At 68.9% G+C, this 26,766-nt stretch carries 26 protein-coding genes and 1 riboswitch; of the genes, 9 read left to right on the top strand and 17 right to left on the bottom strand.

Annotated elements, in window-relative coordinates; translation table 11 throughout:
* The first annotated feature begins 322 nt into the window (after positions 1-322).
* Positions 323-1,006: a DnaJ family domain-containing protein gene (locus tag AC1MEQ_RS13610; RefSeq protein ID WP_479791444.1), complete on the top strand. Its 684-nt coding sequence runs from the start codon at positions 323-325 to the stop codon at positions 1,004-1,006.
* 85 nt (positions 1,007-1,091) lie between these two features.
* Here the strand turns inward: AC1MEQ_RS13610 and rpsN are convergent, their stop codons facing one another.
* From rpsN to AC1MEQ_RS13590, 4 genes are all read right to left on the bottom strand, one after another.
* Complete coding sequence (gene rpsN / locus AC1MEQ_RS13605) at positions 1,092-1,397, bottom strand: 30S ribosomal protein S14 (RefSeq protein WP_479791443.1); 306 nt, start codon at positions 1,395-1,397, stop codon at positions 1,092-1,094.
* 2 nt (positions 1,398-1,399) lie between these two features.
* Positions 1,400-1,567 carry a 50S ribosomal protein L33 gene (gene rpmG / locus AC1MEQ_RS13600; protein WP_372697255.1) on the bottom strand — a complete coding sequence of 56 codons (168 nt, stop codon included), beginning with the start codon at positions 1,565-1,567 and terminating at the stop codon, positions 1,400-1,402.
* A 1-nt stretch (position 1,568) separates the two neighbouring features.
* The gene (gene rpmB, locus AC1MEQ_RS13595; RefSeq protein ID WP_343901652.1) at positions 1,569-1,805 is read right to left on the bottom strand and encodes a 50S ribosomal protein L28; all 237 of its coding nucleotides are present in this window, start codon (positions 1,803-1,805) and stop codon (positions 1,569-1,571) included.
* Between the two features lie 408 nt (positions 1,806-2,213).
* A complete protein-coding gene (locus tag AC1MEQ_RS13590) occupies positions 2,214-2,687 on the bottom strand; it encodes a MarR family winged helix-turn-helix transcriptional regulator (protein ID WP_479791436.1) in 474 nt (157 codons plus the stop codon).
* 190 nt (positions 2,688-2,877) lie between these two features.
* Between AC1MEQ_RS13590 and AC1MEQ_RS13585 the strand changes: the two genes are divergently transcribed.
* From AC1MEQ_RS13585 to AC1MEQ_RS13575, 3 genes are all read left to right on the top strand, one after another.
* Entirely contained in the window at positions 2,878-4,842 is a 1,965-nt protein-coding gene (locus AC1MEQ_RS13585) for an acyl-CoA dehydrogenase family protein (protein ID WP_479791434.1), read from the top strand.
* Between the two features lie 112 nt (positions 4,843-4,954).
* Positions 4,955-6,256: a YibE/F family protein gene (locus tag AC1MEQ_RS13580; RefSeq protein WP_479791431.1), complete on the top strand. Its 1,302-nt coding sequence runs from the start codon at positions 4,955-4,957 to the stop codon at positions 6,254-6,256.
* A 37-nt stretch (positions 6,257-6,293) separates the two neighbouring features.
* On the top strand, positions 6,294-7,247 hold the full coding sequence (locus AC1MEQ_RS13575) for a metal ABC transporter solute-binding protein, Zn/Mn family (RefSeq protein WP_479791429.1): 954 nt from the start codon (positions 6,294-6,296) through the stop codon (positions 7,245-7,247).
* A gap of 107 nt (positions 7,248-7,354) precedes the next feature.
* Here the strand turns inward: AC1MEQ_RS13575 and AC1MEQ_RS13570 are convergent, their stop codons facing one another.
* The 7 genes from AC1MEQ_RS13570 to gcvP form a co-directional block, all read right to left on the bottom strand.
* On the bottom strand, positions 7,355-8,494 hold the full coding sequence (locus tag AC1MEQ_RS13570) for a baeRF2 domain-containing protein (RefSeq protein ID WP_479791427.1): 1,140 nt from the start codon (positions 8,492-8,494) through the stop codon (positions 7,355-7,357).
* Between the two features lie 154 nt (positions 8,495-8,648).
* Positions 8,649-9,185: a GNAT family N-acetyltransferase gene (locus AC1MEQ_RS13565; RefSeq protein WP_479791425.1), complete on the bottom strand. Its 537-nt coding sequence runs from the start codon at positions 9,183-9,185 to the stop codon at positions 8,649-8,651.
* Positions 9,179-10,588, bottom strand: coding sequence for an L-serine ammonia-lyase (locus tag AC1MEQ_RS13560; protein WP_479791423.1), 1,410 nt, complete (start codon positions 10,586-10,588; stop codon positions 9,179-9,181). Before AC1MEQ_RS13560 ends, AC1MEQ_RS13565 begins: the two co-directional genes overlap by 7 nt.
* 176 nt (positions 10,589-10,764) lie before the next feature.
* Positions 10,765-12,078, bottom strand: a complete 1,314-nt coding sequence (glyA, locus tag AC1MEQ_RS13555; protein ID WP_479796135.1) for a serine hydroxymethyltransferase — start codon at positions 12,076-12,078, stop codon at positions 10,765-10,767.
* An 8-nt stretch (positions 12,079-12,086) separates the two neighbouring features.
* Entirely contained in the window at positions 12,087-12,467 is a 381-nt protein-coding gene (gcvH, locus tag AC1MEQ_RS13550) for a glycine cleavage system protein GcvH (RefSeq protein ID WP_479791420.1), read from the bottom strand.
* 40 nt (positions 12,468-12,507) lie between these two features.
* Entirely contained in the window at positions 12,508-13,635 is a 1,128-nt protein-coding gene (gcvT, locus tag AC1MEQ_RS13545) for a glycine cleavage system aminomethyltransferase GcvT (RefSeq protein WP_479791417.1), read from the bottom strand.
* A gap of 37 nt (positions 13,636-13,672) precedes the next feature.
* Entirely contained in the window at positions 13,673-16,558 is a 2,886-nt protein-coding gene (gene gcvP / locus AC1MEQ_RS13540; RefSeq protein WP_479791413.1) for an aminomethyl-transferring glycine dehydrogenase, read from the bottom strand.
* A gap of 166 nt (positions 16,559-16,724) precedes the next feature.
* Positions 16,725-16,824, bottom strand: a riboswitch (glycine riboswitch).
* Positions 16,825-17,022: 198 nt separating this feature from the next.
* Here gcvP and AC1MEQ_RS13535 point away from each other — a divergent pair.
* Positions 17,023-18,504 (top strand): amino acid permease, encoded by a 1,482-nt coding sequence (locus AC1MEQ_RS13535; RefSeq protein WP_479791411.1) that lies wholly within the window; start codon positions 17,023-17,025, stop codon positions 18,502-18,504.
* On the opposite strand, the gene AC1MEQ_RS13530 is transcribed toward AC1MEQ_RS13535, so the two are convergent.
* Positions 18,501-19,235 (bottom strand): VIT1/CCC1 transporter family protein, encoded by a 735-nt coding sequence (locus AC1MEQ_RS13530; protein WP_479791409.1) that lies wholly within the window; start codon positions 19,233-19,235, stop codon positions 18,501-18,503. The genes AC1MEQ_RS13535 and AC1MEQ_RS13530 overlap by 4 nt on opposite strands.
* 53 nt (positions 19,236-19,288) lie before the next feature.
* On the opposite strand from AC1MEQ_RS13530, the gene AC1MEQ_RS13525 reads away from it, so the two are divergent.
* Positions 19,289-19,591 (top strand): putative quinol monooxygenase, encoded by a 303-nt coding sequence (locus AC1MEQ_RS13525; RefSeq protein ID WP_479791407.1) that lies wholly within the window; start codon positions 19,289-19,291, stop codon positions 19,589-19,591.
* A 28-nt stretch (positions 19,592-19,619) separates the two neighbouring features.
* Here AC1MEQ_RS13525 and AC1MEQ_RS13520 read toward each other — a convergent pair whose 3' ends face one another.
* On the bottom strand, positions 19,620-20,381 hold the full coding sequence (locus AC1MEQ_RS13520) for an SGNH/GDSL hydrolase family protein (protein WP_479791404.1): 762 nt from the start codon (positions 20,379-20,381) through the stop codon (positions 19,620-19,622).
* A gap of 293 nt (positions 20,382-20,674) precedes the next feature.
* Here AC1MEQ_RS13520 and AC1MEQ_RS13515 point away from each other — a divergent pair, with 293 nt between their 5' ends.
* Both AC1MEQ_RS13515 and AC1MEQ_RS13510 read left to right on the top strand, forming a co-directional pair.
* A complete protein-coding gene (locus AC1MEQ_RS13515; protein ID WP_479791402.1) occupies positions 20,675-20,980 on the top strand; it encodes a hypothetical protein in 306 nt (101 codons plus the stop codon).
* On the top strand, positions 20,977-21,807 hold the full coding sequence (locus AC1MEQ_RS13510; RefSeq protein ID WP_479791400.1) for an FAD:protein FMN transferase: 831 nt from the start codon (positions 20,977-20,979) through the stop codon (positions 21,805-21,807). Before AC1MEQ_RS13515 ends, AC1MEQ_RS13510 begins: the two co-directional genes overlap by 4 nt.
* A gap of 52 nt (positions 21,808-21,859) precedes the next feature.
* Here the strand turns inward: AC1MEQ_RS13510 and AC1MEQ_RS13505 are convergent, their stop codons facing one another.
* From AC1MEQ_RS13505 to AC1MEQ_RS13490, 4 genes are all read right to left on the bottom strand, one after another.
* Positions 21,860-23,050 carry an MFS transporter gene (locus AC1MEQ_RS13505; RefSeq protein ID WP_479791398.1) on the bottom strand — a complete coding sequence of 397 codons (1,191 nt, stop codon included), beginning with the start codon at positions 23,048-23,050 and terminating at the stop codon, positions 21,860-21,862.
* A 4-nt stretch (positions 23,051-23,054) separates the two neighbouring features.
* A complete protein-coding gene (locus tag AC1MEQ_RS13500) occupies positions 23,055-23,951 on the bottom strand; it encodes a dihydrodipicolinate synthase family protein (protein ID WP_479791397.1) in 897 nt (298 codons plus the stop codon).
* A 65-nt stretch (positions 23,952-24,016) separates the two neighbouring features.
* A complete protein-coding gene (locus AC1MEQ_RS13495; RefSeq protein WP_479791395.1) occupies positions 24,017-24,775 on the bottom strand; it encodes a B3/B4 domain-containing protein in 759 nt (252 codons plus the stop codon).
* Between the two features lie 61 nt (positions 24,776-24,836).
* The gene (locus AC1MEQ_RS13490) at positions 24,837-25,778 is read right to left on the bottom strand and encodes a MerR family DNA-binding transcriptional regulator (protein ID WP_479791393.1); all 942 of its coding nucleotides are present in this window, start codon (positions 25,776-25,778) and stop codon (positions 24,837-24,839) included.
* Between the two features lie 125 nt (positions 25,779-25,903).
* On the opposite strand from AC1MEQ_RS13490, the gene AC1MEQ_RS13485 reads away from it, so the two are divergent.
* Positions 25,904-26,722: a PhzF family phenazine biosynthesis protein gene (locus tag AC1MEQ_RS13485; RefSeq protein ID WP_479791392.1), complete on the top strand. Its 819-nt coding sequence runs from the start codon at positions 25,904-25,906 to the stop codon at positions 26,720-26,722.
* Positions 26,723-26,766: the final 44 nt, after the last annotated feature.

Below are 26,766 nucleotides of genomic sequence, written 5' to 3'. Positions count from 1 at the left end.
GGAAACTACCAGTCCTCACCGACAGACACGCCCAGTTTCAGGGCTTTTGGCCCGAATTTTTTGGTTTTTCCCCGGATTTTGGCGGTTTTTTGGCCTCACGGGCCTCTGGGAGCCGTGTCAGCCCCTCATTCGCCCGCCGCGGAAAACGCCCCGGCGGGGCGGCCGCCGGTGTCCGGAAGACCCATCATCCGCCGCTTCCCGGCCACCGGAACCAGCGGCGCAACCCCCGGCCTCCCTCGGGGGCCATCGGCCAATCCATTGCCGGGCGAACCAGCATCTCGGTAAGCTGGCAGCAGATCCCGACCCCGAGGCGGTAGCCATCATGGCGCGAACACCCTCCCACGACCACGACGCCACGCGGCTGGATGCCGTCCGCTACCGGGACGCCCTGGACGCCGCCCAGGCGCCGTCGCCCGTGGATGAATACGAGCAGCGGTCGGGGTCGGCCTTCCGTGCGAAGGCGGACCGCGCCGGTATCGCCGCCGAGGGGCCCTTGGAGAATCCGCCGGTCTTCCATGCCACCGACGAGGCCTGGCAAATCGCCAATCCAACCATCGACCGGGCGATCGCCCGCGGCGACTTCGACCACCTCGAATATGCCGGCAAACCACTTCCCTCGCTGTCCTCCACCGACCCCGACTGGTGGCTCAAGTCGCTGATGCAGCGCGAACGGATCAGCGGGGTCGGTCCGCCCGCGCTGCTGCTGCGCACCGAGGACGCGGTGCTGGACGAGACCCTGGATGCACTGCCCGGCGAGGCGCAGGTCCGCGAGACGATCGCCGACTTCAACGCGCGGATCCGCGAGGCCCGACGCCAACTGCTCGGCGGCCCGCCGGTGATCACCGCGCTGCGCGACCCGGACACCGAGGCCCGGCGCTGGCGTGAACGCCGCGCCACCGCCGGGCTGGGCCCGCACCAGGGATCCCCTGCGGGCACCCCTCCGGCACCCCGCCCGCCGGGCCGCTGGCGGCGTGCGTGGGCATGGCTCATGTCCCCCTCGGCGTAAACCCGCCCGCCGACCTGCGGGGGACGTTAACGCCCGAGGGCCCCTTCCGTTGCCGGAAGGGACCCTCGGGGAAAATCGCTGGTGTCTACCAGGACGACTTGGTGATGCCCGGAAGTTCGCCACGGTGGGCCATGTCGCGGAAGCGGACACGGGAGATCCCGAACTTCTGGAGCGTGCCGCGCGGACGGCCGTCGATCGAGTCGCGGTTGCGCACGCGCACCGGCGATGCGTTGCGGGGCAGCTTCTGCAGGCCCAGGCGGGCGGCTTCGCGTGCCTCGTCGGTCGCGGTCTCGTCGACCAGGGTCTTCTTCAGTTCCGCGCGCTTTGCGGCGTAACGCTCAACGATGACCTTGCGCTGTTCATTCTTGGCAATCATGGATTTCTTGGCCATGTTTAGCGCTCCTCTCGGAATTCGACGTGCTTGCGGACAACCGGGTCGTACTTCTTCAGGACCATGCGGTCCGGGTTGTTACGACGGTTCTTGCGGGTCACGTAGGTGAACCCGGTCCCGGCAGTCGACTTCAACTTGATGATGGGGCGTACATCCTGTGCTTTTGCCATGTTAGAGCTTCACACCCTTCGCCAGCAGGTCGGCGACAACGCGGTCAATGCCACGGACGTCGATGGTCTTGATGCCCTTCGCCGACAGGGTCAGCGTGACATTGCGGCGCAGGGACGGAACCCAGTAGCGCTTCTTCTGGATATTCGGGTCGAACCGACGCTTGTTGCGGCGGTGCGAGTGGGAGATGCTGTGTCCGAATCCCGGAACTGCACCTGTCACCTGGCATACAGCTGCCATGATCACTCCTCAGTAGTAGTAAATATTGGCGGTACTCGATAAAACAGATCACAGCGCGGTGTTGCTGCCTCTGAACCTGCGTTGAAGAGTCCCGCCACCAGTTGTGACACCGTGAATTACTGCGACTTGCGAAGGTAACCAGGCTGGGTGAGAACCAACCGAAGCGCCTTACTTGCGCGAAAGAACGGTGAATACAGCGTCCCGGGTGAGCATTTTTCCCTACTCGGTCGGGACGCGCTATTCGGTATACGGGTAACCACGCTCTCGATCTGGTCCGCTCCTGTCGGAGCACACCACAACGGGCACGTGACTTAACGCCTTACCATCCTAGAACGCCGGGGGGCCGAACACCAAACGCAGGGTACGACGCCGAGGCCCCCTTCCGGGGCCGACTCGCCGCCGCGCAGGTCACCGCAGGATCCAGTGCTCCGGGTCCATGCGTCCGACCAGCTTGCGGCCGATCCGGGCCAGATCCTCCACGTCTTGCTGGTCCAATCCGTCGAAGACGATCCGGCGCACCGAGTTCACGTGTTCCGGGGCCAGACCGACCAGCATCTCCATCCCGTCGTCGCGCAGGTGGGCCACGGTCACGCGCGCGTCCACCGGACTCTGCGTGCGTTCGACCCAGCCGCGGCCCTCGAGCTTCTTCACCACATGGCTCAGGCGGGACAGCGAGGCGTTGGTCCGTCCGGCCAATTCACTCATGGGCAGCAGGTGGTCATCGGCCTCGGAGAGCATGGCCAGCACGTTGTAGTCGAAGAGCGTGATCCGCGCCTGGCGGTGCAGCTCGCTGTCGAGCAGGCTCGGCAACTGCATCGATACGGAGATCAGTGCCAGCCAGCACTCGCGTTCCTCGGGCGAAAGCCAGCGGGTATCGGTCATGGAAACCATGATGTCATATGAAGTTTGGGGCAATTCGGGCAGCAACGCCGCTGTGGGCAACACCACCCCGGTCGGCTCTTGCGTCGACGGCGTAGCCTAGGGGAACAGCGTGAGGGCCGCCGTCCCGCGGCGGGCCCCGGTGCCTGCCACCGCGCGGCCTGCGACACGTCGAGATCCCAGGGGAGTGTCCATGGACGCCACCGGCGCACGCACCACGATCGACGAGAAGACCGCCCGGGCAGTGGCCGAGGCCGCCCGCGATGCCGGGGACGCCCGGCCCAGCTTCGCCCAGGGCCTCTACCTGGGGCGCACCGATTTCGGCCTCATCCACCCGCATCCCCGGCCCTCGCCCGAAGAGCAGACTCGCGGGGAGGCCTTCCTGGACACGCTGCGCACCGCCATCGCCCCGTTCGACGGGCGGCTGATCGAACGCGAGGCACGCATTCCCGACGACTACATCCGCACGCTGGCAGAGGTCGGTGTCTTCGGCATGAAGATCCCCACCGAATACGGCGGGCTCGGCCTGTCGCTGGCCTATTACGGCCGGGCGCTGATGCTGCTGGGATCCGTCAGCCCGAGCATCGGGGCGCTGGTCTCGGCCCACCAGTCCATCGGCGTACCCGAGCCGGTGAAGATGTTCGGCAACGCGGAGCAGAAGCAGCGGTTCCTCCCGCGCTGTGCCGCCGGGGCGATCACCGCGTTCCTGCTCACCGAGAACGATGTCGGTTCGGACCCCGCCCGGCTGGGCACGACGGCGGAGCTCTCCGCGGATGGGAAGTCCTATGTCCTCGAAGGGGCCAAGTTGTGGACGACCAATGGTGCCGTGGCGGACCTGGTGGTGGTGATGGCGCGGGTACTGCCCCATGCCGGATCCGAGGGGAAGGAGGCCCGTGGCGGGATCAGCGCGTTCGTCGTCGAAGCCGACAGCGAGGGCCTGGTGGTGGAGAACCGCAACGCCTTCATGGGCCTGCGCGGGATCGAGAACGGGGTGACCCGTTTCCACGGGGTCCAGGTGCCGGCGGAAAACCTGCTGGGGCGCGAGGGCCAGGGACTGAAGATCGCCCTGAGCACATTGAATACCGGCCGCCTCTCGATCCCGGCACTGTGCGCCGCCGCCGGGAAGTGGAGCCTGAAGATCGCCAGGGAGTGGTCCGCCGAACGTGTCCAATGGGGCCGGCCGGTCGGCAAGCACCAGGCGGTGGCCTCCAAGATCGCCTTCATCGCCGCCACGTCGTTCGCCGTGGAGTCCGTGTTCGAGCTCTCGGCCGCCCTGGCCGATGCGGGGATGAAGGACGTGCGGATCGAGGCCGCCCTGGCCAAGCTCTTCTGCAGCGAGATGGCCTGCCGGATGGCCGATGACCTCGTCCAGATCCGCGGCGGCCGCGGCTACGAGACCGCCGATTCCCTGGCCGCCCGCGGCGAACGCGCCGTCGCGGCCGAACAGCTGCTGCGGGACCTGCGCATCAACCGGATCTTCGAGGGTTCGACGGAGATCATGCACCTGCTCATCGCCCGGGAGGCGGTCGACGCCCACCTCAAGGCGGCGGGCGACCTGGCCCGGGCCGACGCAACGCTGGCGGAGAAGGCCCGCGCGGCAGCCGGGGCCTCCGGGTTCTATGCCAGGTGGCTGCCCACGTTGGCCACGGGAGCGGGCATGGTGCCGACGTCGTACTCGGGTGCCGGCTCCCTGGGCACCCACCTGCGCTACGTCGAACGGGCGAGCCGGCGGCTCGCGCGGCATACCTTCGCCGGGATGGCGCGCTGGCAGGCCGGCCTGGAGACGCGGCAGGTGTTCCTGGGCCGGGTGGTGGACATCGGTGCCGAGCTGTTCGCCATGTCGGCCTGTGTCTCGCGGGTGGAGTCGCTGCGGGCCACCGACCCGGAGCACGCCGATGCCGCACGGGAGCTGGCCGAGGCGTTCTGCCGGCAGTCGCGCGGACGCGTCGAACGACTGTTCACGGACCTGTGGGACAACACCGACGACGGCGATTCCACCCTCGCGCACCGGGTGCTGGCCGGCGACTACACCTGGGCCGAGGAGGGCATCGTCGATGCATCCGAGGGCACGGGGCCGTGGATCGCCGCATGGTCCGCATCCGATGAACGGCGTCCTGACCTGCGTCGGCCCTATGGCAGGGGCGATCGCGAACCCTGACCGCAAGGGGCGGCTGGGTGGCGGGGCATCGGACCGCGGGCGGACGCGGAGTCCCTAGACTAGGGGCAGTGGCCGTCCCCGGCTCTCCACCATCCCCCCTTGAAGGAGCCCCATGGGCGGCAGCCATGCCCACGCGTCCGATGTCCAGATCTTGGCCGATCCCCGTCGGCGCCGGCGTGCCCATCTGCTTTTGGCAGTGTTGCTCGTTCCGGCCGCTCTCGCCGCCGTGATCGGCACGTTCCTGCTGTGGCCGGGGCCTGCTGCCGACCGGGTCTCGCTGGGCGACCCCTATGGCGTGGCCACCGGGGTGGCGATGGAGACCGGGACCGTGGAGCGCACGGTCGAGGAAACCTGTCCGTCGTCGAAGGGCATGGCGGAGGCTGGGGGAAAGGAACTCTCCTGCCAGGTCTCCTATGTCATCCCACGTGGTGGAAGTGCCGCCGTGCCGGTGGAGGTACCCCCGGAAACCGTGGCATCCCGTCCGCTGCAGCCCGGTGACCAGATCCGCTTCCTGGACCTGCACCAGGCGTCCACGGCCATCGCCGCACCTTATGTCTTCGTCGACTTCGTGCGCACCGTCCCCCTGGTGCTCCTCGCGATCGCCTACGCCCTCGTGGTCTGCCTGGTCGCCCGATGGCGCGGTTTCCGTGCCCTGCTCGGTCTGGCCGGAGGCTTCGCGTTCATCGGCTATTTCATGCTCCCTGCCCTGGTCGACGGCCGCCCGCCCTTGCTGGTTGCGCTCGTCAGCGCCACGGTGATCATGTTCGGCGCCCTGTACTTTGCCCACGGTTTTTCGGCCCGGACGTCGACGGCATTGCTCGGCACCCTTTTCGGCCTGGCCGTCACGGTGCTGCTGGCGGTATGGGTATCGGACGCCGCCTACCTGACCGGCGTTGGCGACGAAACCAGCTATACCCTGTCGACCACGGTGCCGGAACTGAGTCTCTCCGGCCTTCTGCTCTGCGGGTTGTTGATCGCCGGTCTCGGAGTGCTCAATGACGTGACGATTACCCAGTCCTCGGCGGTCTGGGAACTCGCCGAGCTATCGCCGCGCTCTTCCGCCCGGGATCTCTTCACGTCGGCCATGCGCATCGGCCGCGACCACATCGCCTCCACCGTCTACACCATCGCGTTTGCCTACGCCGGGGCGGCGTTGCCCGTCCTGGTCCTGGTCAGCCTCTACGACCGGCCCTTGTTGGACACCTTCACCACCGGTCAGATGGCCGAGGAGGTCGCCCACATCCTCGTCGGGTCCATCGGCCTCGTGCTCGCCATCCCGGTGACAACGGCGGTCGCGGTGGCCGTGGTCAAGGCTGTCGGGCCCGGGAGGGCCGATGCCGGACCAGGCGACGTCTCCCCCCGGAGCCACGACGACCGCCTGACCCAAGATGCAAACGATTCTCATTTACTATAGGCTGTGACGGTTCCCATCCCCGTTCGAAAGGCCACCCATGCGATCCCGACTCGCCGTCATCCCCGTCCTTCTGGCCGGCCTCGGCCTGGCGGCCTGCTCGGGCCCAGCCCCCGCCGGCGACGATGGCTCCCTGACCGTGGTGGCCTCGACGAGTGCCTACGGGGACATCGTGCGCCAGGTGGCCGGCGACGCGGTCACCGTCGAATCAATCATCAACAGGGCCTCCCAGGACCCCCACTCCTATGAGGCCACGCCCCAGGACAAGCTCACGCTCTCCCATGCCGACCTCGTCGTGGAAAACGGCGGGGGCTACGACGCCTTCATGGACGCGCTGACCCAGGACCTGGGAACGGACAAGGCCCACATCGTCACCGCCGTGGACTATTCGAAGGCCGCCCACGCCGGCGAGCAGTCCTCCGAGGCGGGCCACGGAGCCGAAGCCGGACACGAAGGACACGACCATGCGGCCTTCAATGAGCATGTCTGGTACGACCTGCCCACTGCTGCGGCCGTCGCCACGGAAGTGGCCAAGCGCCTGGGTGAGCTGAAACCGGAGGACGCCGCGGCCTTTACCGCCAACGCCGACCAGTTCGAGGACGGCGTGGATGCGTTGGAGACGCGGCTCAGCGCCTTGGCACCGGCGGCCAAGGGCGCCGAGTACGCGATGACGGAGCCGGTCCCCTACTACCTTTTGGAGGGCGCCGGCCTGTCCGACGGAACCCCCGAGGGCTTCAGCGGTGCCATCGAAGCGGGCAATGACGTCTCGCCGTTGACGCTGAACGCGCTGGAGAAGAAGCTCTCATCGGGTGACATCTCGCTGCTGGCCTACAACGCACAGACCAGCAGCCCCCAGACCCAGGCCGTGCGGGCCCAGGCAGAGAAGGCCGGGGTGCCGGTGGTGGACTTCACCGAGACCTTGCCGGAGAACTCCGGATATCTGGACTGGATGGGATCGAACATCGACGCCATACAGGCGGCGCTCAAGGGCTGACGCCGCACGGGACGGCACCAGTCTGCTCGGAAGCGTCCCGGAAGGCGGAGAGGCCGGGGCCCGGTGGCGATACCACCGGGCCCCGGCCTCCTCGTTTCCGGCTCAGATCACGATGCCGCGCCCTTGGGCCAGCGCAGCAGCGCGGCGATGCCCGCACCATCGGGCAGGACGCCGGCCGGGACGTAGCGGATCGAGGCGTCGGTCATGGCAACGGCCCGCAACAACACCTCGGGCGCGGGCCACGATCCCAGCGCGTCGGCACCTTCGACGTCGGAATCCTCCACGGCCAACCAGGGCTCGCCACCGAGGGCGAGCAGGGAATGTTCGTCCTGGAATTCGGCCACGACGACGGTCTGGGCCTGGCCCTGCTGCAGGGCCCAGACCACCTCATCGAAACCGAGAACGGCTCCGGGCTGGGGGGCATTGGCCTGGTTTGAGATACGCTCCGCGAGCTCACGGATGTCGTCCGCCAGCAAGGCGGCGACGTGCGCCTCGATGTCCTTCTCGACGGCATGGGCATCGGCGCCGCCCGTGCGTGTGTGCTGGTCCAGCGTCACCGCCAGGGCACGGGTCGGCTCCGCCAACTGGGTGAGGACCAGTTCTCGGGCCTTCGTGTCACCGGCGAGCACCACGAGTCGGGCACGCGTGTCACGGGCGACCTCGTCGACGAGACGGGCGATCTCGTCGGCATTGCGCCGCCAGATCTCGGTGGTCTGGTGTTGGTTCTTCGATTCCTCGTAGCGCCCGGGGACGCGCCGGGCATGATGGGCTTCTTCCCGGTCGCCGGCGACGCGGTACTCCTCTGCCACGCCGGCCACCGCCGAGTGCCGCAAGCGCACCTCTCCGCCATCGCGGCCGACCTCGGCCACGAGGTAGGGGAATTGGCCGCCGTGGGCGCGGGCCAGGGGGACGAGATTGGGGAATTCGCTGCAGTCCACCTTCGGTGACCCGGTTTTCACACCCTGGACGAGTTCATCGAGGACGACTTTCCCGCCGGTGACGGCGACGAAACGCGAGACGGGGGCCGGTCGCCCCTCTGCCGGATGGAGCGCGGAGCGCATGGCTTCGATGTCCTCGGCGCTGGCTTGCTGGCTTTTCAGGAGTTGGGCGACTGCGTCGGGCAGGGCATCAGCGGCCTCCTGGGCCGCCGTTGTACCGAGCGAGGCATCTACGAAGGCCGTGCACCAGGGGCCTTCCTGTCGAAACAACGTGGCATCAATTCCGCTGGAACCTGCCCTATTGGCCATGGGGAAACTCCTTCCCACGCGACGCCTTCGCCGCGTGATTACTGGGTCCGTGAGCCCACCGTAGCATCGTGGCGGCGCAGCGAACAGGGCATGCCCGCGGGATGACGGCCGTGCGGTACGCCCCTAGTCAGACCGCCGGAATCGGCGATCGGGCCTAAACGCCGGTGGGAACCCAGTAGCGCAGCTTGGAGTGCCCGGGAACCAGCTCGACGGCGCCGTCCGGGACGCCACCTGCGCCCTCGATGACGCGTCGCGATGCCACGTTGGAGTCATCGCAGGTTACCAGCACGGCATCCAGACCTTGCCGGGCCGCGAGGGGCAGCACCCCGCGCAGGAGCGCGCCGGCATGACCGCGACGGCGGACCCCGGGCCGGACGGCATAGCCGACGTGGCCGCCGATCGAGGCGAGCATCGGGGTCAGTTCGTGCCGCATCGAAATCCTGCCGATGAGCTGGCCCTCGACCTCGGCGACCAGGAAGGTGTGCGGGACGAAGCCCTCAGGCAGTTCCCTGCCGTGTTCCTGGGCAGCCAGGCGGGTGGCATACGCCGCGAAGTCCTCGCCGTCGTCGTAACCGAGCAGGAAATCGAAACCGTCGGCGGCGAGTTCGGCGTGGGCGGCCAGCCCCTGGTCCTCGTCGCCGGGAACCAGGCGGCGCAGCGACAGCCCGGCGTCCTGTGGTGCTTCTAGCACTCCACGACGTTCACTGCGAGGCCGCCCATGGCGGTCTCCTTGTACTTGTCGCTCATGTCCTTGCCGGTCTCGCGCATGGTGATGATGACCTCGTCCAAGGAGACGCGGTGTTCGCCGTCGCCCATCAGGGCCATCTTGGCGGCGTTGACCGCCTTGGAGGCGCCGATGGCGTTGCGTTCGATGCAGGGGATCTGCACGAGCCCGCCAATGGGGTCGCAGGTGAGCCCGAGGTTGTGCTCCATGGCGATCTCGGCGGCGTTCTCCACCTGGGCGGGGCTGCCGCCCAGGACCTCGGCGAGCCCGGCAGCGGCCATCGAGGAAGCCGAACCGACCTCGCCCTGGCAGCCGACCTCGGCCCCGGAGATGGAGGCCTGCTCCTTGTAGAGCACGCCCACGGCAGCGGCGGTCAGCAGGAAGCGGACGATGATGTCCTCCTTGTCCGCACCGGTGGCGTACTCGATGCCGGGCAGGTAATGCGTGGCGTAGAAGATGACCGCGGGGATGATCCCGGCGGCGCCGTTGGTCGGGGCGGTGACGACCCGTCCACCGGAGGCATTCTCCTCGTTGACCGCCAGGGCGACGAGATTGACCCACTCCTGCCAGTAGCGCGGATCGCGGTCCTTGTCCTCCTTGGTGAGGCGTTCATGCCAGTCGGGCGCCCGACGGCGGACCTTCAACCCGCCGGGGAGCAGCCCGTCGCGGGCGATGGCCGAGTCCTTGCACTCCTCCATGACGGTCCAGATGTGCAGCAGGCCCTCGCGGATCTGCTCGCGGCTGCGGTAGGTGAGTTCGTTGGCCAGCATGACGTCGGCGATGCCCATCCCGCTGGCGCTGCAGTGCCCCAGCAGTTCAGCAGCGGTGCGGAACGGGTAGGGGAGCTCCTGGTTGACCTCGTCGAGTTCGGCGGCGGCCGCATCCTCGTCGCCCTCGCGGACGATGAAACCGCCGCCGACGGAGAAGTAGGTCTCATCGAGCAGAACCCCGCCATCGGCGTCGAGGGCCTGGAAGCGGATGCCGTTGGTGTGGCGCGGCAGGACGGTCAGCGGGTGCTGGACCATGTCCTCGACCGCGTACTTCAGGTCGTTCTGGGCCCCGAGTTCGGCGCAGAAGCGCAACGTGCCGGTTTCCGCGATGTCGGCCAGGCGCTCCTCAACCTGGTCCGGCAGGATCTTCTCCGGCGCGAAGCCCTCCAGGCCCAACATGACCGCGGTGAAGGTGCCGTGTCCCCGTCCGGTGGCGGCGAGGGAGCCGTATACGTCGATGCGCAGGTCGGCGGTGGTGGCTGCCAGCTGCTGCTCCACGAGTCCCGCGGCAAAGCGCTGGGCGGCCCGCATGGGTCCGACGGTGTGGGAGCTCGAGGGACCGATGCCGACCGAGAAGAGGTCGAAGACACTGATGGCCATGCTGGTACTTCCTTTGAACGAGAGGGGGTGCGGAGGCGGCAGGGGCCGGATCCACGGGTAGGAGGAGGCTGGTGGGCTTCCCCCGGTGACGCGTCGTCGAGGTGGTGGTGCGCAGCGGGCCCGGGGAAATCGAGCCCCCGGGCCCGCTGGCACTGCGTCCGACGACGGTGCGCGGCTCAGGAGAGCGGGGCCACCTCGGGGTAGAGCGGGTGGGCCGCCGCCAGGGCGGAAACCCGCTCGGCGAGCGAAGCCAACACTGTCTCGTCGGCACCACCCTCGGTGGTGCCGGCGATCAACGCCTCGGCGATGATCTCCGCGACCTCCGTGAACGCTTCCTCGGAGAAGCCACGCGTGGCCAACGCCGGGGTCCCGATCCGCAACCCGGACGTGACCATCGGCGGACGCGGATCAAACGGAACCGCGTTGCGGTTCACCGTGATCCCCACCCGCGCCAACAGGTCCTCGCCCTGCTGGCCATCAAGCACCGAATCACGCAGATCCACCAACACCAGGTGCACATCGGTGCCCCCGGTCAACACGCTGATCCCCCGCGCGGACACATCCGGGGCCGTCAGGCGCCCGGCCAGGATCCGGGCACCGGCCAGGGTGCGTTCCTGGCGCTCGGCGAACTCAGCGGTTCCGGCGATCTTGAACGCGACCGCCTTGCCCGCGATCACATGCTCCAACGGCCCGCCCTGCTGACCCGGGAACACCGCCGAATTGACCTTCTTGGCCACCTCCGCATCGTTGGTCAGGATGATCCCGCCGCGCGGACCCGCCAACGTCTTGTGCGTCGTGGACGTCACCACATGCGCATGCGGAACCGGCGACGGGTGCAACCCCGCGGCCACCAGGCCCGCGAAGTGCGCCATGTCCACGAACAGGTACGCACCGACCTCATCGGCAATCGCCCGGAACCGGGCGAAGTCCAGCTGCCGCGGATACGCCGACCAGCCCGCGACGATCATCTTCGGCCGGTGCTCGTGTGCCAGCGCGGCGACCTGGTCCATGTCGACCTCGTAGGAGGCCTCGTCGACCCCGTACGGGACGATGTTGTAGAGCCGGCCGGAGAAGTTGATCTTCATCCCGTGCGTCAGGTGCCCACCATGGGCCAGGTTCAAACCCATCACCGTGTCACCGGGACGGATCAACGCGTGCATCACCGACGCATTCGCCTGGGCGCCGGAGTGCGGCTGCACATTCGCGAACGCGGCACCGAACAGGGCCTTGACCCGCTCGATCGCCAACGACTCGATCACGTCCACATGCTCGCAGCCACCGTAGTAACGCCGGCCCGGGTAGCCCTCGGCATACTTGTTCGTCAACACCGAACCCTGCGCGGCCATCACGGCCTGCGCCGTGTGGTTCTCCGAGGCGATCATCTCCAGGCCCTCCTGCTGGCGGGCCAACTCCGCATCGATCCGCGCAGCGACCTCGGGATCCAGCTCGGCCAACGACGCCGTCAGGGACGGGGCGGCCACGGGCGCCATCGTCGTGGTCACTCGACGTCACCACCGTTGGCGGAGGCGTAGTCCGCGGCGGAGAGCAGCGGGCCTTCCTCGGATACCTCGACGGTGAAGAGCCAACCGGTGCCGTAGGGGTCCTCGTTCAGCAGTGCCGGGTTGTCGACGGCTTCCTGGTTGAGCTCGACGATGGTGCCGGTGACCGGCGCGTAGAGGTCGGAGACCGATTTGGTGGATTCGACTTCGCCGCAGGTCTCGCCGGCGGTAACGGTCGAGCCGACCTCGGGCAGGTCGACGTACACGACGTCGCCGAGTGCATCGGCGGCCACCTGGGTGATGCCGACCTTGGTCGGGGTCGCGCCGTCGACCCACTCGTGCTCGGCGGAGTAGCGGAGGGTGGAAAGAACCTTGCTCATGGTGTTGTCCTTTGTCTCTGGGATCCAGTACGGGTGGGCGTTACTTGTTGCGGGTGTAGAACGGCAGGGCCACGACCTCGAAGGGCTGCGGCTTGCCGCGCAGGTCGACGTCCAGTGCGGTGCCGACTTCTGCCAGGGCGGCGTCGACATAGGCGAGGGCAATCGGGTACCCCAGCGTGGGACTGGGCTGTCCCGAGGTGACCTCTCCGACGACGTTGCCGTCCTTCAACACAGCGTAGTGCGAACGGCCCGCGCGACGCCCGAGCCCCTTCAGGCCCACGAGCTTGCGCGCCGCGCCGTTGGCCTTCTTGGCTTCCAGTGCGGTGCGGCCGACGAAGTCCTCTTCCTTCTTGAAGGAGACGATCGGGCCCAGTCCGGCGTCGAAGGGGGTGGTCTCCAGGGACAGCTCGTTGCCGTAAAGCGGCATGCCGGCCTCCAGACGCAGCGAGTCGCGGCTGGCGAGCCCGGCGGGGATGAGCCCGCGGTCGGTGCCGGCCTCCAGCAGTGCCTTCCACAGGGCGACGGCGTCGGCGTTGGGGATGTAGAGCTCGAAGCCGTCCTCGCCGGTGTAGCCGGTGCGGGCCAGCAACACGTCGATCCCCGCCACGGTGACCTCGTCGGCGGCGTAGTACTTCATGCCCGTGACGATCTCGGCGTCCTCGGCGGACACGAGCCCCAGGAGGATCGACTCGGCGATCGGACCCTGGACCGCGACCAGCGCCGTGTCGGCGGAGGCGTCCTTGACGGTGACGTCGAACCCGGCGGCACGTTCGGCCAGGGCGGCGGCCACGACCGGGGCGTTGCCCGCGTTGGGGACCACCAGGAAGCGGTCCTCGGCGCGGCGGTAGGTGATCAGGTCGTCGATGATCCCGCCCTCGGCGTTGCAGATCACCGAGTACTTGGCCTTGCCGACCTTCATGACCGCCATGTTGCCGGCCAGTGCGGTGTTCAGGAACGTGGCCGCGTCGGGGCCCTCGACCCAGACCTCGCCCATGTGGGAGAGGTCGAAGAGTCCGGCGGCCTCGCGGACCGCCTGGTGCTCGGCGAGCTCGGAGGCGTACTTCAGCGGCATGTCCCAGCCGCCGAAGTCGGTGAAGTTCGCGCCCAGCGTTGCGTGTTCGCCGTGCAGGGGCGTCTGCTTCGGCGTGGTGGTGGTTTCGGTGCTCACGGGGAGTCTGCCTTTCGTCGGGTTCCGGGGATCCGGGTTAGTTCTCGAATGCCTCGGGAGGCGGGCAGGAGCAGATCAGGTTCCGGTCGCCGCCGGCCCCGTCGATGCGCCCCACCGGCGGGAAGTACTTGTCCTGGCGCAGTCCCGGTACGGGGAAGGCGGCCTGTTCGCGGGTGTACTTGCGGTCCCACTCGCTGGAGACGACGGCGGCAGCGGAGTGCGGGGACAGCCGCAGCGGCGATTCCTCGGCGGTGAAGTCACCGGCCAGGACCTGGTCCATTTCCTTCCGGACGGCGATCATGGCCTCGATGAAGCGCTCGATCTCGGCCAGATCCTCGGACTCGGTCGGCTCGACCATCAGCGTCCCGGCCACCGGGAAGGCGAGCGTGGGTGCGTGGAAGCCGTAGTCGATGAGGCGCTTGGCGACGTCCTCGGCGGTGATGCCGGTCTTGGCGGTGGCATCGCGCAGGTCCAGGATGCACTCGTGGGCAACCAGGCCCTTGTTGCCGGTGTAGAGCACGGGGAAGTACTCGTTGAGCCGTGAGGCGACGTAGTTCGCGGTCAGCAGTGCATTCTTGGTGGCGTTGGTCAGCCCCTCGGCGCCCATCATGGCCACGTAGGCCCAGGAGATCGGCAGCACGCCAGCCGAACCATAGGTGGTGGACGCGACGGGCGTGCCGTTGCGGTCCGTGGCCTCCCCGGTGGGGGCTCCGGGGAGGAACGGCAGCAGGTGCTCGGCCACGGCGACCGGGCCGACGCCGGGTCCGCCGCCGCCGTGCGGGATGCAGAAGGTCTTGTGCAGGTTCAGGTGGGACACGTCGCCACCGAACTTGCCGGGCTGGCCGAGGCCGACCAGCGCGTTCATGTTGGCGCCGTCGATGTAGACCTGCCCGCCGGCCGCGTGGACCTTGTCGCAGACCTCGCGCACATCGGCGTCGTACACGCCGTGGGTGGACGGATAGGTGATCATGATGGCGGCCAGCGAGTCGTGGTTGGCCTCGATCTTCGCGTCCAGGTCGGCGGCGTCGATGGTGCCGTTCGGCGCGGTCTTGACGACCACGACCTTCAGGCCGGCCAGCACCGCGGAGGCGGCGTTGGTGCCGTGGGCGGAGGCCGGGATCAGGCAGACGGTGCGGGCATCGTCGCCATTGGCGACGTGGAACTGGCGGATGGCCAGCAGGCCCGCGTACTCACCCTGCGAACCGGCGTTGGGCTGGATGGAGACGCCCGCGTAGCCGGTGATGGCGCTCAGCCGGTTCTCCAGATCGGTGATCAGCTGGCGCCAACCCTCGGTCTGGTGTGCCGGGGCGTAGGGGTGGATGGAGGCGAACTCCGGCCACGACATCGATTCCATTTCCGCGGTGGCGTTGAGCTTCATGGTGCACGAGCCCAGCGGGATCATGGTGCGGTCCAGGGCCAGGTCGCGGTCCGAGAGGCGGCGCAGGTAGCGCAGCATCTGGGTCTCCGAGCGGACCGAATGGAAGATCGGGTGCGTCATGTACTCACTCGAACGCACGACGGCGGAGGGCAGCTTCTCCGCTGCGCCGGCTTCCGCGCGCTCCACCGCGGTGGCCGCGTCGGCGACGCCGAAGGCCTCGGCGATGGCGACCAGGTGGTCGGTGGTGGTGGTCTCGTCGGTGGAGATGCCCACGGTGTCGGCGTCGACGCGGCGCAGGTTGACGCCACGTTCCTCGGCGGCGGTGACAATGGCCTGGGCCGTGCCGGCGGCCTTGACCGTGAGGGTGTCGAAGAACTCCTCCGCCGCGAGCCCGAAGCCGGCATCGGCCAGGACGGTGGCCAGCGTGCTGGCGTGCAGGTGGGCACGCCGGGCGATCGCCTTCAGGCCCTCCGGGCCGTGGTAGACGCCGTACATCGACGCGGTGATGGCCAGCAGCGCCTGCGCGGTGCAGATGTTGGACGTGGCCTTCTCGCGGCGGATGTGCTGCTCGCGGGTCTGCAGTGCCAGGCGGTAGGCGGGCAGGCCGGCGTCGTCCTTGGAGACCCCGACCAGGCGGCCGGGCAGGGAGCGCTCGAGGCCCTTGCGCACCGACATGTAGGCGGCGTGGGGGCCACCGAAGAACAGCGGGACGCCCAGGCGCTGGGTGTTGCCGACGGCGATGTCGGCGCCCTGCTCGCCCGGGGGCACGATGAGGGTCAGCGAGAGGATGTCGGCGGCGACGGTGACCATGGCCCCGCGCTCCTTGGCGGCGGCGATGATGGCGGCCTGGTCGACCACGCGGCCGGAGTTGCCCGGCTGCTGCAGCACGATGCCGGAGATCTCACCGTCGGGCAGGCCGGCGGAGAGGTCGGCGATCTCGAGCTCGAAGCCCAGCGCCTTCGCGCGGCCCTCGACGACGGCGATGGTCTGCGGGAAGAGGTCGGCGTCCAGGACGGTCTTGGCCTCGCCCTTGGCCTTGTTGGCGCGGCGCATCATCAGCACGGCCTCGGCGACGGCGGAGGCCTCGTCGAGCAGCGAGGCGTTGGCGATCGGCAGCCCGGTGAGGTCCGAGACCATGGTCTGGAAGTTCAGCAGTGCCTCGAGGCGGCCCTGCGAGATCTCCGGCTGGTACGGCGTGTAGGCCGTGTACCAGGCCGGGTCCTCCAGGACGTTGCGCAGGATGACCGGCGGGGTGAACGTGTCGTAGAAGCCCTGGCCGATCATCTGCGTCTTCATGACGTTCTTGGCGGCGATGGCGCGCAGGTCGGACAGGACCTCGGCCTCGGAGCGGGCGGCCGGCAGGTCCAGCGGGGCGGACTGGCGGATGTCGGCGGGGATCGCCGTGTCGACGAGGTCGTCGAGGGTGGCATAGCCGAGGTGCTTGAGCATCGTCGCGGTGGCATCACCGCGGGGTCCGATGTGGCGGTCGGCGAAAGCAAGCTCGCCGGCGGGGCTGGTGGTGGGACGGGCCGTGGTCTCGGTCATCAGGGGAACTCCAAGTGTGGTCGGTGTGCGGTGCACGCCGAATGAGCTTCGGTTCCTCCCCGACTCTGTATTGGACCTGAGAGATTCCGCCGTGCCCGGTGTCCCGGACGTGGCTTGCACCGTCGGTGAGCAGACCCCGAGGGGTGCTGCTTCTTTCCAGAGTTGCCTCAGCGCGGCGGTACGGATGCCTGAGAGATTCCCGGGGAGGGTATTGCTCCTACGGCGCCCGCCAGTGGTTCTGAACGGGACTCTCCCGCCGCATGTCATTGGCGCGTGCCCTCGCGGGCACCCCTCCATGATACGGCGAGATCCACGCCACAAACAAGCCGAGTTGCCGACACTCCGGTTTTGTAACCATGCATGGCGGTGCAAAAATATGAGCCGACCCTTCCACCACCGGTTGTTGCCGCGATCCGGCGACCACCACCTGACCCGGGCCCCACCGAGCCCGTTGAGGACACGCCATGCAGGCATCCGCCAACCATCCCGAACCGGGCACCCGGCCACGGTTGTCCCTGGGCCGCCAGTTGCTGCTGCGCAAGGACGTCGAGGCGCTCAGCGCCGAGGCCGGACACGGATCCGGTGGGGGCACGATGCGCCGCACCCTGGGCGTGCTGCAGCTGACGATGATCAGCGTCGGCGCCACGCTGGGCACCGGGATCTTCGTGGTCCTGGGCTCCTCGGTGCCGCTGGCCGGGCCCGCCGTGTGGATTTCCTTCACGATCGCCGGGATCGCCGCCCTGCTGGCCGCGCTGTCCTACGCGGAGATGGCCGGGGCCGTGCCCGTATCGGGCTCGAGCTATTCGTACACCTACGCCACGATGGGCGAGGGCCTGGCCTGGATCTGCGGCTGGTGCCTGATCCTCGAATACGGGGTGTCGGTGGCCGCCATTGCCGTCGGTGCCGGCGAGTACGTGAACGAGCTGGCCGGGACCTTCAACGTCGAACTGCCAGCGGCCCTGACCAACCCGCCTGGCCCGGATGGCGGCGTGTTCAACATCCCCGCCGTCGTCGTGGTCCTGCTGGCGATGGTCCTGCTGATGCGTGGGGCCAAGGAGTCGGCCACGGTGAACACCGTGCTGGTGTTCCTGAAGATCGCCGTACTCATCTTCTTCGTCGTGATCGCCTTCAGCGCGTTCAACACCGGGAACTTCGCCCCGCTGCTGCCGATGGGCACCGCGGGCGTCTCGGCCGCGGCCTCGCGCCTGTTCTTCTCCTACATCGGCTTCGACGCCGCCTCGACCGCCGGCGAGGAGGCCGTGAACCCGCAGCGCGACCTGCCCCGGGCCATCATCACCTCGATGATCATCGTGACCGTGCTGTACATCCTCGTCGCCGTCGCCGCCGTGGGCGCGAAGGACTGGCAGTGGTTCATCGGCAAGGAGGCCGCCCTGGTGCAGGTCCTCGAGGAGATCACCGGGCAGCCCTGGGTGGCCCTGGTCTTCTCCATCGGTGCCGTGGTGGCGATCATCAGTATCGTCATCACCGTCCTCTACGGGCAGACCCGCGTCCTGGTGGCGATGTCACGCGACGGCATGGTCCCGCGGGTGTTCGGCAAGCTGCACCCGCGGACCGGCACGCCGGTGCTGAACACCTTGATCACCGGCGGCACGATCGCGCTCACCGCCGGCCTGGTCCCGCTGGGCCAGCTGGCCGACGCCACCAGCATCGGCACCCTTTTCGCCTTCAGCCTGGTCAGCCTGTCGGTGATCTACCTGCGCCGCAACCGCCCCGACCTGCCGCGCACGTTCCGCGTGCCGTTCTACCCGGTGACGCCGATCCTGGCTGTTGCCGGCTGCGTGTTCCTCATGGTCAACCTGGGCGGGATGACCTGGATCGTGTTCGGACTGTGGATGGTCATCGGCGCCGGGATCTACCTCGCCTATGGCCGGCGGCGCTCCACGGTGGCCTCAAGGCTCGACGCCGGGGCCTCCTCCCGCGCCTAGCCGATGGCACCGCTGCTGCCGAGCCAGGTGCCGATGAGGAACGTGGCACCCAGCGCCAGCATCCCGCCGATGACCACCCGCACGATCGGCCGCAACATCGGCGCGCGGCCTAATCGGGCGCCCAGCCCGCCGGTGATCGCCAACGCCCCCAGTACCGCGGCGAAGGTCACGGGGATCTTCAGGGCGGTGGGCAGCAGGACGGCGGTGAGGAATGGCAGCAGGGCACCGATGGTGAAGGCGACCGCTGATGCCGCCGCGGCGTTCCATGGGCTGACGACCTCATCGCGGTCGATGTTCAGTTCGATGTCCAGATGCGCGCCGAGCGCATCGTGGGCGGTGAGCTCCCGGGCGACCGCGCCCGCCGTCTCGGCGCTGAGGCCCTTCTGCTCGTAAAGGTAGGCCAGTTCGGCGAACTCCTCATCGGGCATCTCGGCCAGCTCGCGGCGTTCCTTGGCGATCAGCGCCTTCTGCGAATCGGATGAGCTGGAGACCGAGACGTATTCCCCCAGCGCCATGGAGACTGCACCGCCGATCAGGGCCGCGGCGCCGGCCGTGAGGATGGGCCCGGTGGCGGTGGTCGCCCCGGCCACGCCGACCACGACGGCGGCCGTCGAGACGATCCCGTCGTTGGCCCCCAGGACGCCCGCGCGCAACCAGTTCAGCCGTTCGGCAAGTCCGGCGGACTCGTGCGGCTCATTGGCATGGGGTGCGGGGTCGGACAGGCTGCTCATGCGGCTTAGTCAACCACCACAGCCGCGCGGCGGGCCAGCGCTACGCTGAAGGCATGACTTTCGCCAACGTGGGAACCCTCGGAGCCCTCCCCGGCAAGCGTGACGAGCTGGTCGCCCACTTGACCCGGCGCAGCGATGTCCTGGGCCGCATCGGGTGCCTCGCCTACGAGGTAGGGGTCGACAACGGGCATCCTGACACCGTCTACGTGATCGAACTCTGGGTCAGTGAAGCGGCGCACCGGGACTCGCTGGCGCTGCCCGAGGTCCAGGCGGCGATCGCCGCCGCCCGGCCACTGCTCTCCGGCGAATTCGGCGGCCTGCGCTTCGACGTCGTGGGCTCTCCGCTGCGCGGCTGACCGGGGCCCGGCCGCTCCACGCGCCGTCCTACAGCCGCACGTACCCGGGGTAGCGCGGGCTGAGCGCATCGCCGGACGAGGTCCCCGTCAGCCGGCGTTTGACCCACGGGACCACGTGATCACGCGCCCAGCGCGCGTCCTCCTGCATCCGAGCCCGCCGGGTCCGGGACGGCGCGGTTTCGAGCTCCGGGGTCTCGATGGCGTCGGTGGCCTCCAGCACCCCGAGCACCTTCTTGGCCATCAGCAGGTGCCCGGGCGTGCCCATGTGCAGGCGGTCCCGGGCCCAGTAGCGCAGGTCGCTGAACTCGCGCCAGCGCCAGTAGTCGGCGACGACTGCGCCATGCCGGTCGGCGGCCTCGCGCACCCATTCGTTGTAGATCGCCGTCCGGCCACGCGTGGTGCTGAAGACGGCCGAGGCCGCGGAGTCGAACCCGGTGAACAGCACGACGGCGGCTCCGGAGCCGCGCAGGCGGGCCACCATGTCGTCGTACCCTGCCATGAGCGCGTCGATGTCCACGCGCGGGCGCAGGATGTCGTTGCCGCCGGCGTAGAGCGTGACCAGGGTCGGCTGCAGGGCCAGAGCGGCCTCGAGCTGCTCGTCGATGACCTGGCGGATCTTCTTGCCGCGGATCGCCAGGTTCGCGTATCCCCATGCGGGGTCCGCAGCGCACAGTTGTTCGGCCACCCGGTCCGCCCAACCACGCACCCCGTTGGGACGGGTCGGGTCGTCATCGCCGACGCCTTCCGTGAACGAATCCCCCAGGGCCACATACCGTTTCTCAAATTCCACGGATCCACCCTACGCCGCCAAGGCCCGTTGGCCGGCCCCTGGGCCGCTAGGCCGGGCCGAACGCCCGCAGTGGCGGTCCTGTCCGGAAAGTTGCCATTAGCGGCCAGGCATACCGGCGGTTGCCCGGACACGGCCGGCCCAGTGCCGCACATTGGTTGCGCCGACGGCTGAAACGCGCCCCAGCGCAGCCGATATCGAGCCGTGGCACAGGGGGCTCACAGTTCGGTTCGACAGGCTGGAGCCATGCATGACCTACCTGTCCCTGCCCTCCCCGGCACCGAAAGGACCCCGTTGTGAACATCCGTCAGGCGATCTTCGCCTCCGTGGCTTCCGCCGGGGTACTGGCCTCCGGTTGGCTCGGCGGCACGGCACCCACCGCACCGTCCGCCTCGGCGCCGACCACCCACCGCCTCGGTTCGGCTCCCACCGGGACTTCGACGGCCACGCAACGGCTTGCCCCGGCCTCGGCCGCGCTCGCGACGGTTCGGCGTGGGCAGCTGCGCAGCGCGCAGCCGGTCCAGCTGCTCAGCGGTCCGGGGTACTCCCCCGCCGCCTACACGTTGACGCAGCAGGCCGCGCTCGACTCGTCGCTGGCGTGAGTGCCCTGACCGTGCACGACATGGACGACGGGCCGGACGACGTCGGCGATCCTCCGGTCCCACGCCTGGCCAACCGCACATTCGAGGCGCTGGGCACGATGGTCTCCATCAGCGCCCCCATGGATCCCGACGAACTGGATGCCGCAGTGCAGACGGTCCGCCGGGTCTTCGCAGAGACCGAAGAGTACTTCGGCGTGGGCGGCCGTGGTTCCGTGGAGGGATTGCGCCGCGGGGAGATCGAATTGCGCTACTCACACCACCGCCTGCGCACCCTGTACGAACAGGCCATCAGCTGGCGCAACGCCACCGAGGGCGCATTCAGCCCACACACCCCCACCGGTCCGGTCGACCTGCGCGGGCTCGTCAAGGGCTGGGCGATCGCCCACGCCGGCCAGGCCATGATGGATCTGGAGCTGCCGCACTGGTCCGTCACCGCCGGCGGCGACGTGCTGTGCAGCGGTTCGCCCTTCCCGGCCGAACCCACCGGGGCCGATCCCTTCTACGGACGGCACTGGCAGGCCGGCATCACCGACCCCTTCGATGCCGGCGCGCTGGTCGCCGACGTTCCCCTGGCAGGTACGCCGGGATTCACCGCGGCGCTGGCCACCTCGTCAGGACATGGCTACGGCCGCTCGAACGCGTATCTGCAGGTCAGCGTCCTGGCCGAGGACATCGTCACCGCCGATGTGCTCTCCAAGGCGATCCTCGCCGGCGGGTCGTCCACCCTCGACTCCGCGGTCCGCGAGTTCGGGGTGGCCGTCCTGGTTTCCGGGCACGACGGCGAATTGCTCGCCTCCGCGGGCTGGCCGCTGCAGATCCCGGCGTAGGCCGCCGGACGGGTCCCCGGTGAGCCCGGACCTCCCCGGTGCGGGTTCGGGCTCACCGGGGTCCGCGCGCCCGCTCGATGCCGGCGGCAGTGGCCGCCACGACCGCCAGCCCGATGACCAGTGCCAGCGGCACCCAGGCGTGGAGGCCGATGGCCACGCCCGCTACCGCCGTCCCGGCCGATCCCGCGGCGATCTTGAGGGCGCCCACCCAGATGAACACCTGCCCCCTGGCCTGGATCGGCGCGTATTCGCTGCGGGCGGCCAACGTCGCCGCGAAGAAGAATGCATTGGCCACCCCGGCAAGGCAGAACGCCACCAGGGCCGTGGCGAGACTGGGTGTGAACATGACCAGGACCAGTGTTCCCGCCACGAACAGGGCCAGCCGGATCATCAGGCGGTCTGCGTCCTGGCGCAAGGGCCAGATCATGAGCAGGGCGGATCCGAGCAGGTTCCCGACCCCGTAGGCCGCGACCAGGCCCCCGGCCGCCGAAGCATCGCCGAGAGCCGGAGCGACGGTCACGGCATAGATCGGCAGTGCGGCAACGGAAAAGGCGATCGTCACGGTCAGCCCGAGCGTGCGACGCAGGGGGCCGGACCTCCAAATCAGGATCAGCGTCCGAGTAGGTGAGGGCACCTCTCCTGCGTCTTCCGGTGGCGACTGTCGTGGCAGAGCCAGGACGGCACCGGCCCCGACCACCGCGGCGGCGGCCAGGACCAGGGTCGCAGTGAGGGGACTCGATCCCGCTGCGATCCACGCCACGGCGGCCGGCCCGAGTGTTCCGCTGAGCCCGTAAGTGGCCACGTCCCAGCTGTGCGCCCGACGCTGGCTGCGCAGCTCCGGTCCGGCGATGGAGGGCAACCGGCTGCTGACCCCACCGGTGAGCATGGACCCGAAAAGCCCCGAAATGCCCAGGAGGAGGACCGGGAGGATGGCCCAGGTCGCGGGGATGAGCAGTGCCGCGGTCCCCAGCAGTGTCCCATGGAGGACAGCCGACGCCGCGATGAGCTTGCGCCCGTCCCGGGCGGTATCCAGCCGGCGCGCTATGAAGGGCCCCAACAGGTGGGGTGCGGTGATCGCCGCGCCCAGCAGCCCGGCCAACCAGCCCGGCTTCCCGGCGGCGTGGGCGAGCAGCACAATGGCGACGACGGCGCCCCCGTCCGCGCTGCGCACCAGGGTGGCCGCGAAGACGTAGCGGGCCAGCGCACCGGTCCGGTGGGCCCCTTCCCGCTGAGGGGCGGACACGTCCCTAGCGGTCGAGTCCGAGTTCATCGACCACTCCGGCCACGCGCGCCCGACCATCCGGGTCCAGCCCCTGGATCGGCAAGGGCAGGGACCCTTGGGAAACGAGGCCGAGGTGTTCGGCGATGGCGGCCATGACCCGGATGCTGCCGCCGAAGTCCGCGAAGAGGCGCCACAGCGGTGCCAGCCGTTCGGATTCGGCCTTGGCCTCCGCCACCCGGCCCTCGAGGGCAGGGCGGGTGATGGCCAGGGCGGGTGCGGGCAGCGTCCCGCCGATGACGGAGTACCAGGCGTCGCACCCTGCCGCCAGGCCGGCAGCGGCGCTCGCGTCCCCGGAGACGCCGATGCTCACGTGCGCCGGGATGACCCGTCGGATCGCGGTGAGAAGTTCCATCGCCGCACCGGGTTCGGCCGGGACGCCGGGGATCTTGATCGATGCGATGCCGTCGAGGCCGGCGATGCGCCCGTACAGTTCGGGGGTGAAGTTGAAGTGGGTGGTGCCGGGGTTGTCGTAGACGATGACCGGGAGCTGGGAGTTTTCCGTCACCGTGCGGAAGAGCTCGAAGACGTCGTCGTCGGTGAGGGGCTGGTACGTGACCGGGGCGAGCAGCAGGCCGGCTGCTCCTGCCTGCTCCGCTTCCCGGGCATTGGCCAGGACGTGGGAAGTGCGCAGTGCCCCGATCCCGACGACGACCGGCGTACCCCCGGCGTGCTGGACGGCAAGCCGGGCCACGCGGGCACGTTCCTGGCCGTCCAGGTAGGCATAGGACCCGGTGGACCCCAATGCGGTGATGGAGTCCACGCCACTGGTACTGAGCCGTTCGATCAAGCCGACAAAGGCTGCTTCGTCGATGGCGTCGTCTGCCAGTGGAGTCAGGGGGAAGGCGCTCAAGCCGGTGAACATCAGGGTCTCCTTGGAGGAAGCGGGGTGCAGGGTCTGTGGTGGGATCCAGGGTGGACTATCGTGCCTCAGATGCGCTGTGGTGGCGGGTTCCCGGGTTCGTCCGGCCCGTCGGGGGCGATCAGGCGTTGGACGATCTGGATGTCTGGACCGAAGCGTCTCAACCGGGTGGCCAGCTCCTCGGCCGTGGACAGCAACTCGTCGTCGGTCAGCGGTTCCAGGGCATCGAGGATGAACAACGCGGCGGTCGTGTCGTCGCGCAACTGCGTCCGGCGTGCCTGCCTCCAGTTCCAGCGCCGGCACGTGACGCCGGCACCATCCCGCCACACCACTTCACCTGGTTCGGGGTGCTCGGTGACGTCCTGGCCCGTGGCCGTGGTGTCGAAGGCCTCCGTGCCGGTGGCCCGGACCAGGCGCGGGGCCCGGCTGTATCGGTTGAGATCCTCTCCGCCCAGCGGTACCTGGTGCAGCACCGAGACCGCGTTGTAGATGTCGGTCAGCCGGTTCACCCGCGGCAGACCGGACTCCGCCCGGCGCAGGAGGGCCTCGAGGCTGTTGCGGGTCCGCTGGGGTTTGGCACCAAAGGACCGGTAGGCCTCCCGCCAGGCGGCGACATGGGGTACCTGTTCGACGTCTTGGCGGGCTAGCAGCGTCCGGGCGGATTCCTCCGCGGCCTGGAGCAGGGCCTCGCTCTCCGCATCGCTTGCCCCGGGCTCGATGCCGTCGACGGCCAGCAGGAGGGCGCGGTAGTCAGGCCGCAACTCGAATACCGGGGCATCCACGTGGGCTTGGTCGATGAAGGCCTGGAGTGCGGCGGGTACGGACACGTGGGTTCCTTTCGTTCGGTGATGGTGCGTCCTGGACGCGGTCGACGCTGATCGGTGGGGTTCAGGCGGGATGTCCCTGCAGCCACGTGAGGACCTGCTGGGCGTGGGTGTTCGGCGGGAAGATCGGATAGAACACCTTCTCGATCCTTCGGTTCCGCACGATGAGCGTCAAACGCGAGTAGAGGCGGTCGTGTCCTTCGGCGTTGAACGTCGGCAGGTCCAGCAGGTCCGCCAACTGGAACTGCCCGTCGGAAATCATCGTGAAGGGAAGTCGCAGCCGTTCGACGACCTCGGCCTGGTACTGCGGTGTCTGGCTCGAGAGCCCGTATACCGCATCGACTCCACAGGATTGCAGATCCTGGAAGTGGTCGCGGAAGCCGCATGCTTCGGTGGAACAGCCCCGCGCGCCGGGAATCGCGTCCCAACCATCTGGCAGGTCTACGCCGGGGCGCCCGGTCAACGGGTAGAGGTAGATGATGGCGCGACCGTCTCCGAGGTTTGCCAGGTCAACGTCGTGGCCGCTGCTGGTCGACAACTGCAGGTCGGGCATGTCGCGGCCGGGCAGGTGGTCGGCGGCACCGTCGTCGGCGGGGGCCGGGAGATCGTCGGGGAGGATGCTGAAGTCCGTCATGGGTTTCTCCTGGGGGAAGGTCCGTGAGGCGCTCTCGTCCAATCGGTTGGCGAGGTCCGTCCGTCGTGCGGAGAGCGCTGCGATGATGCGATCAAGATCGGCGATGCTGTCGCGATAGACAGCCATGGAGGAGACGCAGTCGTCGGCGTGTTGGTGACCGGCGTCGAGGCACTCCACGAACGGGTGGGCCTTCCCGGGAGGGATCCCGAGCGTCGCCAGTTCCCGTACTTCGATCACGACCCGCACGTGGGCGTCCTCGTAGTCCCGGTAACCGTTGGGTGCACGTTCGGGCGTCAACAACCCGAGCCGTTCGTAGTAGCGAACGGCCTTTGGCGTCACACGTGCCCGACGGGCCACCTCACCAATCTTCATCTGCCACCTCCGATGCAACCGTAAACCTTGCCCCCTGGGACAAGGTCAAGCTGGGCTCGGATGTTACCGCCGCTCGGACGCATGGATTACGCTGCCCTCGAGAACGGAGATTTCGCCAGATCGACGTGTTCGGCGCCGAAACCTGCATGGGCAACCCGGTCGCCGTGCTGCTCGACGCCGAGGGATTAGACGACGAGGCACTGCGCAGGTTCCCGGTCTGTTCCAACCTCTCGGAGTGCACTTTCGTGCTTCCCCCGCGGGCACAGGAAGCGGACTACCGGGTGCGGATTTTCAGCCTGAACACGGAGCTTCCCTTCGCGGGGCACCCGACCCTCGGAACGGCCCGAGCCTGGCTGGACGCCGGCGGCACTCCGAAAACACCATGGGTCGTGATGCAGGAGTGCGGCGCGGGCCTGATGCCCGTGCGCATCGATGGCGACCGCCTCGCCTTCGCCGCTCCCCCGCGCCTGCGGTCCGGTACCGTCGACCCCGATCTGCTCGGCGAGCTCGTCGACATCCTCGGGATCGGCCGCGAACACGTCCTGGACGCCGAGTGGCTCGATAACGGGCCCGGTTGGGTTGGCCTGTTCCTCGACAGCGCCCAGACCGTACTGGGGCTGCGCCCCGACGCGTCGTCGCACCCGGGCCGCTGGGACATCGGCGTGGTCGGGCCCCACGAGCCGGGCGCCGAGACCGCGTTCGAGGTGCGCGCGTTCTTCACAGAAGGGGCGGACCCGCTGCGGGAGGACCCGGTGACGGGAAGCCTCAACGCGGCGGCCGCGCAGTGGCTCATCGCTTCGGGCCGGGCTCCGGCCAACTACGTGGCCGCCCAGGGAACCGCAATCGGGCGCCGCGGGCGGATCCACATCGACGGCGGTAGCGGCGACGTGTGGGTGGGCGGCAGGACCGAGGTCGTCCTCTCCGGGACCGCCTCCCTGCACTAGATTCCACGGCGGCCACGCCCCCTGACGCGGCCACGATTCGCCGC

This window comes from Arthrobacter sp. ASL1 (assembly GCF_056680475.1).
This window is presented reverse-complemented; position numbering and strand designations above follow the sequence as displayed.